Below are 14,966 nucleotides of genomic sequence, written 5' to 3' on the forward strand. Positions count from 1 at the left end.
GCAGGTGAGCCTAACGGGCCTCTGCTGCTGTCTCGTCGGCCGTCTCGCCCAGCAGGATGCGCTCAAGATCGGCCCGGCCGGGGAGGGCGGTGGGTCGCGCGATCTCGCCGGTGCGCACGTAGACGAATGCGGCTTTGACGGCTTCCGGGGGGAGGTCGTGCTGCTCGGCCCAGGCGAGGCGGTAGATGGCCAGCTGCAGCGGATCCGCCGTGCGTGTACGGCTGGTCTTCCAGTCGACGATCTCGTACGAGCCGTCCGCGTCGTCGCGGTAGACGGCATCGATACGGCCCCGGATCACGCGGCCCGCGAGGGTGAGCTGGAACGGCGACTCCACGCGGTAGGGGGTACGGCGTGCGTACGGGGTCCGCTCGAACGCCTCCTTCAGTGCGGCCAGGTCGCGCTCGTCCACGATCCCGGGGTCGTCGGCGTCGCCCCCGGGGAGCTCGTCCGGTCCCAGCATCGGCAGGGGCAGCTCCTCGAACCGGGACTCCACCCACGCGTGGAACCGGGTGCCCCGGCGGGCGGCGGGCTGCGGAGGTCGGGGCATGGGGCGGGCCAGCTCCTTGGCGAAGCCGTCGGGGTCGGCGGCCAGGCGCATCAGCTGGGAGGCGGACAGGGAGGGCGGCAGGGGTACGTCGCGGACGGTGGCGCGGCTGCGGCGGAGCTCGCCGGTGAGGGCGGTGAGGTCGCGGTCCCACGAGGCGATGGTGCGGCTGTCCTCTGGGGTTGCCCCCACACCCCCGGGAGCGCCGGCTTCATGACGCGAGAACGGCTCGCGGCGCTGGTGCGGAAGGTCCGCCGACGGGGCTGCCTGTTCCCATTCCGGCTCAGGGGCGGCGTCCTCGTCCCACGGCGGCTCGTCGTCCCATGGGTCTTCCGGGTCCCCCGGGCCCTCGGGGTCCCCCGGCCCGTCCGGATCCTCCGGGAGCAGCGTCAGCGCGTCCAGGTGCGACAGCACCGTGTCCGCCGCCGCACGGCGGCGGGACAGCGAATCCGGGTCCAGAGGAAGCGGCCAGGCATGGTCCTGCGACGACTCCCTCAGGGACGGGTTCCCCGCGTCCTCCTCCGGTTCGTCCGCCCAGATCTCGATCTCGCCGAAGCCCTCCACGCCGTGGTCGTACAGCGCCTGCAGGAACGCCGACGGGCCCCGTCGGCGTTTCTGTGTCGGCCCCCACCAGTGGCCCGAGCCGAGGAGCAGGGAGCGGGGGCGGGTGAAGGTGACATAGCCCAGGCGTAGTTCCTCCGTGCGCTGATGGTCCTTCATGGCGTCCTTGAATGCCTTGAGGCCTCTCGCGTCCCAGGACGGCACGTCGGGAAGCGTGCCCGCGTCGCCGCGCAGAGCATGCGGAAGGACCTTGGACTGGGAGGTCCAGGCCTCGCGTGCCTGGTCGTTCGGGAAGTGTCCGGCGACCAGGCCGGGGACCGCAACGACGTCCCACTCCAGGCCCTTGGACTTGTGGGCCGTCAGGACCTTGACGGTGTTCTCGCCACCCGGCAGGGCGTTGTCGAGGCCCTTCTCGTACTGCGCGGCCGTACGCAGGAAGGCGAGGAATGCCAGCAGCGAAGCCTCGCCGTCGAGCGCCGCGAAACCGGCGGCCGTGTCCAGGAAGTTGGCGAGGGTCTCGCGGCGGCGGGCGGCCAGGGCGTGCGGGGATGCCGAGAGTTCGACCTCGAGGCCGGTGGTGGACAGGACGCGGTGCAGGACGTCCATCAGCGGGTCGGCCAGAGCGCGGCGCAGGTCGCGCAGTTCCGCGGCGAGGCGGGCGAAACGGACCCGGGCCTCGGCCGAGAAGGGAAGGTCGTCGTCCTCCCCGCCCGCCGACTCCATGAAGGTGTCCAGCGCGTCGGCGAGCGAGATGACCTCGGCCGGATCGGTGCCCTCGACGGCTGCGGCCAGCCGTTCGTCCGGGTCCGTGCCGTCGGCCGGGGTGCGGTGGACGAGTAGCCGGGCACGGCGGCCGAGCAGGGCCAGGTCGCGCGGGCCGATCCGCCAGCGGGGACCGGTGAGCAGTCGTACGAGCGAGGCATTGGCCCCCGGGTCCTGGAGGACTTCGCACACCGCGACCAGGTCGGCGACCTCGGGGAGGTGCAGCAGCCCGGACAGGCCGACCACCTCCACCGGGACGTCCCTGGCGACCAGCGCGCCCTGGATCTGGGGAAAGTCACCGGCCGTACGGCACAGGACCGCGATCTCGCCGGGCTCCTTGCCCGTACGCACCAGATGGGAGATCGAGTCGGCGAGCCATTCGATCTCCTGCGCGTGGGTGTCGAGGAGGGCGATGCGCACGGATCCGTCGCGCTCGGCGCCGGGCGCGGGGCGCAGCGCCTCCACGCCCGCGTGCATGGCGCGCAGGGGTTCCGCCAGGCCGTTGGCGAGGTGCAGCAGCCGGCCCCCGCTGCGGCGGTTCTCGCTGAGCGAGAACCGCGTGGCCGGGCTGCCGTCGGCGTGGGCGAAGTGCGCGGGGAAGTCGTCGAGGTTGGCGACGGAGGCTCCGCGCCAGCCGTAGATCGCCTGACAGGGGTCGCCGACGGCAGTCACGGCATGACCGGTGCCCTGGCCGAACAGGCCGGACAGCAGCAGCCGTTGGGCCACTGACGTGTCCTGGTACTCGTCGAGCAGAACAACCCGGAACTCGTCCCGCAGGATCGTCCCGACCTCTGGCCTGGTCAGCGCGAGCTCGGCGGACAGGGCGATCTGGTCGCCGAAGTCGAGGAGGTCCCGCGCGCGTTTGGCCTCGCGGTAGCGGACGGTCAGTTCGAGCAGCTCACGGCGGGCCGCCGCGGCCTGTGGGACCTTGCGCAGCTCGGCGTTGCTGAGCCGGACGCTCTCAAGCGTGCGCAGCAGTTCTCCCTCGTAGGCGGCGAGCTGCTGCGGACGTACGAGATGCTCCGCGAGCTCCGCGTCGAGCGCCAGCAGATCACTGACCAGAGAGGGAAAGGACTTGGTCAGCGAGGGGTAGGGCCCGGGCGCCTCGCGCAGCACGCGCGCGGCGAGCTGATAGCGGGTCGCGTCGGCGAGCAGGCGGGCGGTCGGCTCCAGGCCCATCCGCAGCCCGTGGTCGGCCAGGAGCTGCCCGGCGAAGGCGTGGTACGTGGAGATGCGCGGCTCGCCCGGTGGGTTGTCCGGGTCGATGACGTCGGGGTCCGTCACTCCGGCGCGCACGAGCGCGGTGCGGACGCGCTCGGCGAGTTCGCCCGCCGCCTTGTTGGTGAAGGTGAGACCGAGCACCTGCTCGGGGGCGACCTGGCCGGTGCCCACGAGCCACACCACCCGCGCGGCCATGACCGTCGTCTTCCCCGACCCGGCCCCGGCCACGATGACCTGAGGGGCGGGCGGCGCGGTGATGCAGGCGGTCTGCTCCGGGGTGAAGGGGATGCCGAGGAGCTCCTTGAGCTGCTCGGGGTCGCTGATGCGTGCGGTCACCTCAGTGAGGCTAGTGGGGACCACTGACAGCGCCGGCTCCCGTCGGCCTCAACCGCGTCAGGCTCCCGCGCCGGTGCGGGACAACCGCGTCAGGCTCCCGCGGGGACAACCGCGTCAGGCTCCCGCGCCGGTACGGGAGAGGGCGCCACCCGCGACGGACGAGCCCAGGCTGCCCAGGTCCACCACCTGGTCCGGCGGCGGTGCCACGGCCTTCACCGGCTTGTTGAAGTCCGAGAACGTCAGCGTGCCGGGCTCGGTTCCGCCTTTCTTGACGACCCTGAGCAGATACGGCGCGCCCTCCTTGGCGACGTACATGGTGAGCGTTTCGCCGCCCGGCTTCTTCTTCACCAGGGTCACCACCGGCTTGCCGCCGACGGCCGCGTCGGGCCCCCTGGTCATGCCCTGGCGCTCCAACGCGTCCTTGTTCGTGTCGGCGAGCATGGCCTTGAGGTCGCAGACCCCTTCCATGGCGGACGAGCTGCCCTGCGGCACCTTCATCCAGCGGCCCTTCAGCAGGTCGGTGATGCCATGGGCCTGCGCGCCGACCGAGGCCTTCCAGAATGTGTCGTCGCCCTTGATGTACAGGACCTTGCCGACCTTGCGAAGCTCGGCGTTGCCACCCCTCATCCCGATCTTGCCGGTGCAGGATCCCTTGCTGTCCACCGCGAAGTCGACTGTCAGCAATTCGGCCCCACTCGTGACCTTGCCCGCGATCCGGATGGACCGCGCGGACTTGGTGGCCGCGACGGCCTTGTCGGCGATCTGGTCGGCACTGAGTCCGCCGAACGGGTCGTCCGAAGCCTTCGTGGCCGCTGCCTCCACGGCCTCGTTCTTCTCGATCTTCCCGGTGCCGCTCGGCGCCTCGTACTCGCCACCGGTGGAACAGCCGGCCAATCCGGCGATCGCGGCGGCGCCGACCACCGCCATGACCAGGAACTTCCGCTTGGCCGCCATGTCCCTCTCCTCCGCAGATCACGTGGTCCCTCGCACGGCCCTCGTGACCCACGTCACAGCGCCGCTCACTCCACTATCTGGCGGCCCTCCGGCTGTGCGCTGCATGAGGCGCGGAAGGCGCAGTGGGTGCAGTGCTGCCCGGCGGTCGGTGTGAAGCGCTCGTCGAGGACGCGGCCCGCGGCGGTGGCGAGCAGCTCGCCGACCCACTCCCCCGCCAGCGGCTCCTGCGCCTGAACCTTGGGCAGGTCCTCACCGCCCTCCTTCTTGGCGGCGGCCTGGCGCAGCTGGACGAGCTCGGCGCCGCCCGGCTCGGGGCGGCGGCCGCCGAAGGCTTCGTCGAGCGCGCCCTCACGCACGGCGAGCTGGTAGACGGCGAGTTGGGGGTGGCGGGCCACCTCTTCGCGGGTCGGGGCCTGCTTGCCGGTCTTGAAGTCGACGACGTACGCGCGTCCTTCGGCGTCCTGCTCGACGCGGTCCATGGAGCCCCGGATGCGAACCTCGTACTCGCCCGCCTCCAGGGTGACGTCGAAGCCGTGCTCGGTGGCGGCGGGAGCGCGGCCGCCACGGTCCATGACATGCCAGCGCAGGAAGCGTTCGAGCGCCACGCGCGCGTGCGCCTTCTCCTGCTCCGACTTCCAGGGGGCATCGAAAACGAGCGCGTTCCAGACCGAGTCGAGGCGCTCCATGAGGACGGCGAGGTCGGCGGGCGTCTGTCCGGAGGCGACCTCGTCGGCCAGTACGTGCACCACATTGCCGAAACCCTGTGCCGCGGTGGCCGGGGCGTCCGCCTTCACCTCTCGGCCCAGGAACCACTGGAGGGCGCAGGTGTTGGCGAGCTGGTCCAGCGCGCTGCCGGAGAGGGTGACGGGCTCGTTCCGGTCGCGCAGGGGCAGCCGGCTGTGGGTCGGCTCGTACAGGCCCCACCAGCGGTAGGGGTGGGCTGCGGGCACCAGCGGCTGCCCCTCGTCGTCGGTGAGCGCGGCGAGGCGGGCGAGGCGGCGGGCGGCGGCCTCGCGCAGCGCGGGGCTCGCCTGCGGGTCCACTGTGGTGGCGCGCAGCTCGGCCACGAGCGCGGCGACGGCTAGGGGGCGGCGGGGGCGGCCGGTGATGTCCTTGGGCTCGACGCCGAGTTCGGTGAGGAATCGGGAGGGCTGGTCGCCGTCGTCGGCGGGTGCCTTGACGGCGGTGACGACGAGGCGGTCGCGGGCGCGGGTGGCCGCGACGTAAAAGAGCCGTCTTTCCTCGGCGAGGAGGGCGCCGGGGGTGAGCGGTTCGGCGAGACCGTCGCGGCCGATTCGGTCGGCCTCCAGGAGTGAGCCGCGGCGGCGGAGGTCGGGCCACAGACCCTCCTGTACGCCCGCCACGACGACGAGGCTCCATTCGAGGCCCTTGGAACGGTGGGCGGTCATCAGCCGCACGGCGTCGGAACGCACCTCTCTCTTGGAGAGCGTGTCGGCGGCGATGTCCTGGGCCTCGATTTCTTCGAGGAAGTTGAGCGCGCCGCGGCCGCCGGTGCGCTCTTCGGCCCGGGCGGCGGTGTCGAAGAGCGCGCAGACGGCGTCGAGGTCGCGGTCGGCATTGCGGCTTGCCGCGCCGCCGCGGAGGGCGGCACGCTCCAGGCGCTGCGGCCAGGGGGTGCCGGCCCAGAGCTCCCACAGAGCCTCCTCGGCGGTGCCGCCGCCTTCGAGGAGCTTGCGCGCCGTGCGCAGGAGCGCGCCGAGCCGCTGCGCGCCGCGGGCGTACGCGGGGTCGTGGGCGATGAGGCGCTCCGGCTCGGCCAGTGCGCGGGCGAGGAGCTCGTCGGAGGGCGGGGGGATTTTGTTGCCGCCGGCGCGCTCTTCGTCGCGCAGGGCACGGCCGAGACGGCGGAGGTCGGCGGTGTCCATGCCGCCGAGGGGGGAGGCGAGAAGGTCGAGGGCGGTCTCGGTGTCGAGCCAGGGGGATGCGGTGGTGGCCTCCTGGGGCCCCCCGGACTCCTCCGGCTCCCCGTCGGCCTCGCGGCGCGCCCCGGGCGGGGGTTCGTGACCGTCGGCAGCCACGCCTTCCCTCGGCACGCCGGCACCGGCCTCGGTCGACCCGCCCGCATGCGCGGCCGCCACCGCCGACGCGTCCGGGCTCGGCCCCGAGCCCGAGCCCGAGCCGCCCGGCGTCGCCGCCTCCGCCACAGCGCGCAACGCCGTCAGCAGTGGCGCGACCGCCGGTTCGTGGCGCAGGGGGAGATCGTCGCCGTCTATGTCCAGGGGGACGCCCGCCGAAGTCAGGGCCCGGCGGACCGATGGGATGGTGCGGCCGCCTGCTCGGACCAAGACCGCCATGTCACCCCAGGGGACGCCCTCCTCCAGGTGGGCCCGGCGCAGGATGTCCGCGATGTTGTCGAGTTCCGTGGAGGCCGTGGGGTAGGTGTACGTCTCGATCCGGCCGCCCTCACGGACCGCACCCAGTTCCCGGTGCGCCCGGACCTTCTCCGACGCAAGGCGGGGCAGCGGCATCCTGCGCGTCAGCAGGCGGGTCGCGTCCAGCAGTTTCGATCCGCTGCGGCGGGATGCCGTCAGCACCGCGACCCCCGCCGGACTGCCGTCCGCGTGCGGGAAGGCGTCCGGGAAGTCGAGGATGCCGTTCACGTCGGCACCGCGGAAGGCGTAGATCGACTGGTCCGGGTCGCCGAAGGCGACCAGCGTGCGGCCGCTCCCGGCCAGCGCCTGGAGCAGCCGGACCTGGGCCGGGTCGGTGTCCTGGTACTCGTCCACGAACACCGCGTCGTAGGGGAACGCGTACGGCAGACGCTCCGCCAGCAGGACCGTACGGTGCACCAGTTCCGCGTAGTCGAGCACCCCCTGCATGTCCAGAACGTCCAGATATTCGGCGAGGAACGACGCGGCCGCCCCCCAGTCGGGGCGGCCGGTGCGGGCCGCGAAGCGGGCCAGGGAACCGGGCCCCAGGCCCAGTTCACGGCTCCGGGCGAGCACTGCGCGTACCTCGTCGGCGAAGCCGCGTGTGGTCAGGCAGGCGCGCAGCTCGTCAGGCCACTCGTTGCGCGCCAGCCCGTCCGCCTCCAGGCCGATCTGGCCCGCCAGGAGTTCACGGACGGCGACGTCCTGCTCGGGACCGGACAGCAGCCGCAGCGGCTCGGAGAACAGATCGGCGTCCTGGTGGGCGCGCACCAGTGCGTAGCAGAAGGAGTGGAAGGTCGTCGCCTGCGGCCCCTTCGTACCGCCGAGCCGCAGCGCCGTCCTGTCGCGCAGTTCCACCGCCGCCTTGCGGCTGAAGGTGAGCACCAGGATCCGCTCCGGATCCGCCCCCTTGGCCAGGCGCGCGGCGACCGCCTCGACCAGTGTGGTGGTCTTGCCGGTGCCGGGACCTGCCAGAACGAGCAACGGACCGTGATCGTGGTCAACCACGGCGCGTTGCGCTGCGTCCAGGTGGGGGGGATCCACCGGGCCCGGCGGGGTACGCACCAGTCGGTACGCGCCGGGGGCCCCACGCCGCACCTGTCGCTGGTGCGGCGTACGCCCGGTGGTGGAGGAGGAGCTCACGTGGATCGCCGGTCCTGGTGGGTGTGCTGGTGATGGAGCGGTTCGTGCCGCGAGCTGACGACGCTACGCCAGCGCGAGGCGAGGCAGGGAGTCCGTCGCGTACCGCGTGTAGTCCGGGTACTCCGTACGGTCCTCCGATTGCCCGCGCAGCCCCCGTTTGGCGGAAGCTGTCATATGTGAGCGCTGTCGCCGGCACCCTCGTCGCCGTCCCATCGCGCGCGCTTCATGTCGAGGCGCGGCACATGACTGTCCGCGCTTCGTGCGGCGTCGCGCAGGGGCGTCCCCTCGCTGCGGTAGTGCGCCAGAGCGCTCAGCTCATGGCCGGGCAGCAGTGTGCCGTCGGCGCGCACGACGCGCCACCAGGGCACCCCGCCCCCGTACAGCGCCATGGCCCGGCCGACCTGCCTCGGGCCGCCCTCTTCCAGCCATTCGGCAATGTCGCCGTAGGTCATCACGCGGCCCGGCGGGATCAGCTCGGCGACCTCGAGCACCCGCTCCGCGTACTCCGGCAGCTCTTCCATCCGGTCCATCCTGCCGCACGCCACCGACAACGCCCCGGGCAGCGGGGACTGCGCGGGCAGGCGGCTCCGGCGGGCAAAGGGGCGCATCTCAGGCACCTCTCGTCTCCGCGACGCCCCCTGATGCCCCCCGCTGTCGTCCTCTCGTGCCACCATCATGCGGGCGGTGACTGGTGATACGAGATCAAGAAGAGACCGAGACGGCGAGGGAGCAGGGCGTGCAGCCTCCGAAGGTGGCAAGCACCCCTGAGGCCGAGTCGTACCCGGACGCGCCCGCTCCGCAGCCGGACGCGACCGACGAGGCGGGGGCCGCGACCGGGGCCGGGTCCCGGAAAACGGCCGACTCCACCGCCGACAAGGCAGCCGCAGACAAGGCGACAGCGGACAAGGCAGCAGCCGACGAGACAGCCGAGGACAAGGCAGCTGCCGGAAAGGCAGCCGACAAGCCCGCCGGCCGGTCGGCGACAGCGGCCGGGCGCAAGTCGGCGGACGAGGCCGAGGTGACCGACGTCGCCGGCGTCGACCGCGTCTCCGGGGACGAGCCACTGCTGGCCGCCCGCGTTCACCGGCCATCCGATCTGATGCGCCTGCTCACCGGCATCCTCTTGATCGCGATCGTCCTCGCCGTGGCCGCCTTCGCCCAGGGCACCACGACCGGCCTCGCACAGGACATCGACAAGGGCACCGACCAGGCCCCCGACCTGTTCGTCAAGATCGCCGGTCTGGTGTCCAGCATCGCCGTCCTGCTCGTCCCGGTCGCCTTCGCCATCGAACGGCTGATCAAACGCGACGGTCTGCGGATCGCGGACGGCGTACTCGCCGCCGTGCTCGCGCACGGAGCCACTCTCGCCACCGATCTCTGGGTCGCCAGGGGCGCGCCCGGCACCCTCCAGGAAGCTCTGACGCAGGCACAGACCGGCGGCGGGCTCACCGATCCCGTCCACGGATATCTAGCGCCCGTCATCGCCTATATGACGGCCGTCGGAATGTCCCGAAGACCACGATGGCGGGTGGTCCTGTGGGTGGTGCTGCTGCTCGACGCCTTCGCGATGCTCGTCGCCGGGTACACCACCCCCTTCTCGATCATCCTCACCGTGCTGCTCGGCTGGACCGTGGCGTACGGAACGCTGTACGCCGTCGGCTCGCCGAACGTACGCCCCACCGGCCAGACCCTGCTGGCCGGTCTGCGCCATGTCGGTTTCCGTCCGGTCACCGCCATGCGGGCCGAGGACATCCCCGACACCGCCGACCAGGGCGAGCGCGGCCGCCGCTACCTGGTCACGCTGGAAGAGGGCTCGCCGCTCGATGTCACCGTCGTCGACCGTGAGCAGCAGGCGCAGGGCTTCTTCTACCGGGTGTGGCGGCGCCTCACGCTGCGCTCCATCACCACCCGGCGCTCGATCCAGTCGCTGCGCCAGGCACTGGAGCAGGAGGCGCTGCTCGCGTACGCGGCGATCGCGGCCGGCGCCAACGCCCCGAAGCTGATCGCCACATCCGAGCTCGGCCCGGACGCCGTGATGCTCGTCTACGAGCACCTGGGCGGCCATTCCCTGGACTCCCTCGACGACGACGAGGTCGCCGACGACGTGGTGCGCGGGGCCTGGCAGCAGGTGAAGGCGCTCCAGTCGAGGCGCATCGCGCACCGACGGCTGACCGGTGACGCCATTTTGGTGGATCGTTCCGGCAAGGTGATCCTGACGGATCTGCGCGGCGGCGAGATCGCGGCGGGCGAGTTGGTGCTGCGGATGGACATCGCGCAACTGCTCACCACCATCGGCCTGCGCGTCGGTGCCGAGCGTGCGGTGGCCACCGCGGTCGACGTACTCGGCCCGGACCAGGTCGCCGACTGTCTGCCGCTGCTCCAGCCCATCGCGCTCAGCCGCTCGACCCGGGCGACGCTGCGCAAGCTCGCCCGTGAGCGGTCCCAGCGGGAGCGGGAGGCCGTCCTCGAGGCGTCGGCCGCCGCCAAGCGGGCCCGTACGGCAGAGGCGCACGCCGACCCCAAGGCCGTACGCAAGACGGAACGCGCCGAGAAGCAGGCCGACAAGAGGGCCATGGACGTGGCCATGGACGAGGCGCGCGAGGAGGATCTGCTCTCCCAGATCCGCGCCCAGATGCTGCTGATCAGGCCTCAGGCGCCGGTCGAACCGGTCCGTCTGGAACGGATCAGGCCGCGCACGCTCGTCAGCTTCATCGCGGGCGCCGTCGCCGCGTACTTCCTGCTCTCGCAGCTTGCGGGCATCGACTTCGGCACGGTCTTCGGCCAGGCCCACTGGGGCTGGGTGGCGGCCGCGGTCGCCTTCTCGGCGCTCAGCTACTTCGCCGCGGCGATGAGCCTGCTGGGCTTCGTCCCGGAGCGGGTGGGCTTCCTGAGGACCGTCGTCGCCCAGGTCGCCGGATCCTTCGTCAAGATCGTCGCCCCGGCCGCGGTCGGCGGCGTCGCGCTGAACACCCGCTTCCTGCAGCGCTCGGGCGTACGCCCCGGGCTCGCTGTGGCCAGTGTCGGCGCCTCCCAGCTCTTCGGGCTCGGCGCGCACGTCATGCTGCTGCTCGCCTTCGGCTATCTGACCGGTACGGAGCGGACGGCGTCGTTCACCCCGTCCAGGACGGTGATCGCGGGCCTGCTGACGGTCGCGGTGCTCGTGCTGGTGGTGACCGCGATCCCGTTCCTGCGGAAGTTCGTCTCGACGCGGCTGCGTTCGCTGTTCGCCGGGGTCGTGCCGCGCATGCTCGACGTACTGCAGCGGCCGATGAAGCTGCTCACGGGCATCGGCGGGATGCTGCTGCTGACCGGTGTGTTCGTGATGTGTCTGGACGCGTCGATCCGTGCCTTCGACAACGGCCACCAGCCGCTGAGCTACGCCAGCATCGCCGTGGTCTTCCTCGCGGGCAACGCGCTGGGGTCGGCCGCGCCGACGCCGGGCGGTGTGGGCGCGGTGGAGGGTGCGCTGACCTTCGGTCTGATCGTGGCGGGGGTGCCGAAGGAGGTGGCGGCGCCGGCGGTGCTGCTGTACCGGCTGATGACGCTGTGGCTGCCGGTGCTGCCGGGGTGGTTCGCGTTCAACCACCTGACGCGCAAGGGCGCGCTCTAGGAGGGCCCCAGGCTTGGGCTTGGGCTTCGGCCCGGCCGGGGGGCGAGCGACCACCCGCATGGACCGTCGGCGCGGGCGCAGCCCGCACCCGCGGCGCACCATGGCCGCATGCCCCCTTCGACCGCCGTCCGCGCCGCCGCCCTCACCACCTGTGTCGCCGTGCTGCTGGCCGTCGCCGGCTGTTCCGACGACGGAGGCAAGGGCAAGGAGACGGACCAGGACCGTGCGAAGGAGCTCGCCTCCCAGAAGCTGGACTGGCAGCCATGCCCGGCCCCCTCGGAGGCGCAGGGCGGCGGCACCCCGCCTTCGCCGCTGCCCGGCGGCACGGTCTGGGAGTGCGCCTTCATGGATGCCCCGCTCGACTACGCAAAGCCGGGCGGCGACACCATCGAGATCGCCCTCATCCGCGCGAAGGCCGCCGACCCGTCCAAGCGGATCGGTTCCCTCATATTCAACTTCGGCGGACCCGGAGGCTCCGGGGTCGCCGGTCTGCCGGCCGCCGCTGCGGACTACGCGGCCCTGCACACCCGTTACGACCTGGTGAGCTTCGACCCGCGAGGAGTCGGCCGCAGCGCCGCGGTTCAGTGCAAGGACGACGAACAGCTCGACGCGTACTTCCAACAGGATTCGACGCCCGACGACGCCGCCGAGGAGAAGACCTTCACCGAGGGCCTGCAGTCCTTCGCAGCGGCCTGCGACAAGAACTCCGGGGACCAACTGCCCTACGTCGGCACCCTCAACGCCGCCCGCGACATGGACCTGATGCGACAAGTCCTCGGCGACGACAAGCTCTACTACTTCGGAATTTCGTACGGCACCGAACTGGGCGGCGTCTACGCCCACTTGTATCCCACCAAGGTCGGCCGTGCGGTCTTCGACGCCGTCGTGGACCCGAGCAAGAACTCCGAGGAGGGTTCGCTGGGCCAGGCGAAGGGCTTCCAGCTGGCCCTCGACAACTTCGCCCAGGACTGTGTGAACCGCGGCGACAAGTGCCTGCTGCCCGGCTCCACCGCCAAGGAGGTCGAGGCCTGGATCATGGCGCTCCTGAGCGAGCTCGAGAAGAAGCCGATTCCCGCCAGCGGCGACCGCATGCTGACCCAGAGCCAGGCGGTCAGCGGTATCGCCCAGGCCCTGTACTCCAAGGAGTACTGGCAGTACCTGGAGCAGGGCCTCAACGAGGCCGACGGCGGCAACGGCGGGCTGCTGCTCGCACTCGCCGACTCGCTGAACGGGCGAGGCGAAAACGGCCACTACAGCAATATCCAGGCTGCGAACGCGGCCGTGAACTGCGTCGACTTCAAGGACCGCTGGACCCTGGAGCAGACGAAGGCGAAGCTCCCCGAGTTCCGCCAGGTGTCCCCCGTCTTCGGCGACTACCTGGGCTGGAGCCTGATGGGCTGCACCGAGTGGCCGGTGCCCGGCACCTGGGCCACACCCGATGTGTCGGCCCCCGGCGCACCGCCCCTCCTCGTCATCGGCAACACCGGCGACCCGGCGACCCCGTACGAGGGGGCAAAGGCGATGGCCGACGCCCTCGGCAAGGGGGTCGGCGTGGAGCTCACCTACCGGGGCCAGGGACACGGTGCGTACAACGGCGGCAGCAAATGCGTGCAGAAGGCGGTCAACGCCTACCTCCTGGAGGGCAAGGTGCCTGCCGCGGGCACGGTGTGTCAGTAGCCCGCCGCAGCTCAGGTCCGCGGCCGCAGCATTCGCACTCGGGGTCGGCGGAGCCCGAGTGGCCCAGGCGAAGATCGCACCTGCCGATGTTTCCCGCACCAACAACGGTGGCCAGCAGCCAGGCGGTCAGCAGCCCAGCTGCATCGGTGGCGGTCTGACGCAGGACACCGAGAACCAGAACCCCGCAGGCCAAAGCCCCGCCGGGACAGAACTGACACCCGACCGACGAGCAAGGGCCCCCTGCCCGCGGAATTCGCAGGCAGGGGGCCCACATGATGAATCAGTAGATCGGCAATTCAGGGGACATACGGCCTGACCTGGCCCTTCCCTAGGTTCTCAGGGTTATCGGGCCGTCGTGGGGCCGTCATCGGTGTCTGGGCCGCCCTCAAAGGCGCGGTCGACCGCCTCTCGCGTCCGCTTCTCGCTGCTGGGCATCAGGTGCGTGTACGTCCTCAGCGTGAAGCCCGGGTCGTGGTGTCCCAGGTACTCGGAGACTGCCTTGACGCTCTCCCCCGCGTCCAGCAGAACGGACGCGTAGAAGTGCCTCAGTGCGTGCATCCCGTTCTCCCGACCGCGAGGGACGCCCGCCGCATCGAGAGCAGAGCGCCACGCGTGGCGGTTGAAGTCGTTGCGGTTCACCGGGCGCCCTCCGTCGCGGTAGAAGAGCATGGTTGCCGTGACCGGCGAGCCGTCGACCGCCCTCCACGGCAGCGTCACGGCGCAGGGCGGTTGCTGCGTGATGTGCTCGTCAAGCGATCGAGCGACGCTCTCCGGCAGCGGGACCGTGCGGGTCTTGCCTCCCTTGGGGAGCGCGAACACCGGGCGGTTCCGTATGAGCTTGACCTGACGTAGCACGTGAACCACGCCCTCGACGAAGTCCACGTCGTCGACTGAAAGGCCGAGCACCTCACCCTGCCGCATGCCACAGCCGCCGGCCAAGTCCACCACAAGCCGGTACTCCTTCGGCAGTGCCGAGCGCACGGAGAGCACGCGCTCACGCGGCCACGGAACGATCCGGCGCGGGTCGAGCTTTGGCGCACGCACGGACGACGAACGGCAGGGGTTGTCCGGGATCAGGCGGTCATCGACGGCGGCCGTGAGCATGGTGCCGAGATTCGCGAAAATTACCCGCTGGTAGGCGGGCGCCACTCCCGCGTCCTGCAGCTTCCGCAGCCACTCACGGATGTGCGTCGGCCGGAGCGAGCCCAGCGTGCGATTGCCCAGGTACGGCAGGACGTGCAAGCGGATGCGCTGCTCGGTGCCCACGAAGGTGCCGGGATCCATCGTGAGAGACGCCAACCATCGTTCGGCGTGTTGTCGAACGGTGAGGCGACCGGCTTGCGGGTCGATGTACTGGCCACGCGACATGTCCGACTCGATCTGCGAGAGCCACTGATCAGCGAGCCGCTTCTGACGGTCGGGGAAGCTCTTGGACTTCTCAGTGCCGTCCGGGCCGACGTATCGGGCGCGGTAGCGCATGCCCGTGCCGTATCGGTCGGTCTTGACCTTGCGGTCCTTGCCCTCGGGACCGGTCTCTGTCCGGTACCAGCGGTCCTGAATGTGCCCGGCCATCAGGCGGCAGCCCCCTTCCGAGAGGCAACCCACGCACGCACGTCGTCGGGGTCGTAGCGCAGGTGCCGACCCGCGCGGAATCCCACGGGACCGGTGCGCTTGCGCCGCCACTGGTAGACCGTCTCAACACTGGGCAGCTCGAACAGCTCCACCAGGTCATCCGGCGTCAAGTAGCGGTCGGGAAGCGACTTCATGA

8 protein-coding genes are annotated in these 14,966 nt (G+C 71.4%); 2 read left to right on the forward strand and 6 right to left on the reverse strand.

The features are described from left to right. Nucleotides 1-10: 10 nt before the first annotated feature. The 4 genes from FBY35_RS12145 to FBY35_RS12160 all read right to left on the reverse strand — a co-directional run bounded on the left by FBY35_RS12145 (nucleotide 11) and on the right by FBY35_RS12160 (nucleotide 8,441). Nucleotides 11-3,424, reverse strand: a complete 3,414-nt coding sequence (locus tag FBY35_RS12145) for an ATP-dependent DNA helicase (protein WP_142213809.1) — start codon at nucleotides 3,422-3,424, stop codon at nucleotides 11-13. A gap of 114 nt (nucleotides 3,425-3,538) precedes the next feature. After that, the gene (locus FBY35_RS12150; RefSeq protein ID WP_142213810.1) at nucleotides 3,539-4,378 is read right to left on the reverse strand and encodes a hypothetical protein; all 840 of its coding nucleotides are present in this window, start codon (nucleotides 4,376-4,378) and stop codon (nucleotides 3,539-3,541) included. 65 nt (nucleotides 4,379-4,443) lie between these two features. Beyond that, nucleotides 4,444-7,911, reverse strand: a complete 3,468-nt coding sequence (locus FBY35_RS12155; protein WP_142213811.1) for an ATP-dependent DNA helicase — start codon at nucleotides 7,909-7,911, stop codon at nucleotides 4,444-4,446. 170 nt (nucleotides 7,912-8,081) lie between these two features. Continuing rightward, nucleotides 8,082-8,441 carry an MGMT family protein gene (locus FBY35_RS12160; protein WP_313904673.1) on the reverse strand — a complete coding sequence of 120 codons (360 nt, stop codon included), beginning with the start codon at nucleotides 8,439-8,441 and terminating at the stop codon, nucleotides 8,082-8,084. 206 nt (nucleotides 8,442-8,647) lie between these two features. Here FBY35_RS12160 and FBY35_RS12165 point away from each other — a divergent pair, with 206 nt between their 5' ends. Next, entirely contained in the window at nucleotides 8,648-11,521 is a 2,874-nt protein-coding gene (locus tag FBY35_RS12165) for a lysylphosphatidylglycerol synthase domain-containing protein (protein ID WP_142213813.1), read from the forward strand. Nucleotides 11,522-11,629: 108 nt separating this feature from the next. Next, entirely contained in the window at nucleotides 11,630-13,198 is a 1,569-nt protein-coding gene (locus FBY35_RS12170; protein WP_142213814.1) for an alpha/beta hydrolase, read from the forward strand. 342 nt (nucleotides 13,199-13,540) lie between these two features. Here the strand turns inward: FBY35_RS12170 and FBY35_RS12180 are convergent, their stop codons facing one another. Then, nucleotides 13,541-14,770 (reverse strand): site-specific integrase, encoded by a 1,230-nt coding sequence (locus FBY35_RS12180; protein ID WP_142213815.1) that lies wholly within the window; start codon nucleotides 14,768-14,770, stop codon nucleotides 13,541-13,543. Beyond that, a complete protein-coding gene (locus FBY35_RS12185) occupies nucleotides 14,770-14,964 on the reverse strand; it encodes an AlpA family transcriptional regulator (RefSeq protein ID WP_142213816.1) in 195 nt (64 codons plus the stop codon). Before FBY35_RS12185 ends, FBY35_RS12180 begins: the two co-directional genes overlap by 1 nt. Nucleotides 14,965-14,966 lie beyond the last annotated feature (2 nt).

The sequence above is a fragment of the Streptomyces sp. SLBN-118 genome, assembly GCF_006715635.1.
Taxonomy (GTDB): Bacteria; Actinomycetota; Actinomycetes; order Streptomycetales; family Streptomycetaceae; genus Streptomyces.

Excerpts from the sequence above, each read along its gene's own strand:
- FBY35_RS12150 (WP_142213810.1), bottom strand. The coding sequence starts at position 4,378 with ATGGCGGCCAAGCGGAAGTTCCTGGTCATGGCGGTGGTCGGCGCCGCC.
- FBY35_RS12160 (WP_313904673.1), bottom strand. The coding sequence starts at position 8,441 with ATGGACCGGATGGAAGAGCTGCCGGAGTACGCGGAGCGGGTGCTCGAG.
- FBY35_RS12170 (WP_142213814.1), top strand. The coding sequence starts at position 11,630 with ATGCCCCCTTCGACCGCCGTCCGCGCCGCCGCCCTCACCACCTGTGTC.
- FBY35_RS12180 (WP_142213815.1), bottom strand. The coding sequence starts at position 14,770 with ATGGCCGGGCACATTCAGGACCGCTGGTACCGGACAGAGACCGGTCCC.
- FBY35_RS12185 (WP_142213816.1), bottom strand. The coding sequence starts at position 14,964 with ATGAAGTCGCTTCCCGACCGCTACTTGACGCCGGATGACCTGGTGGAG.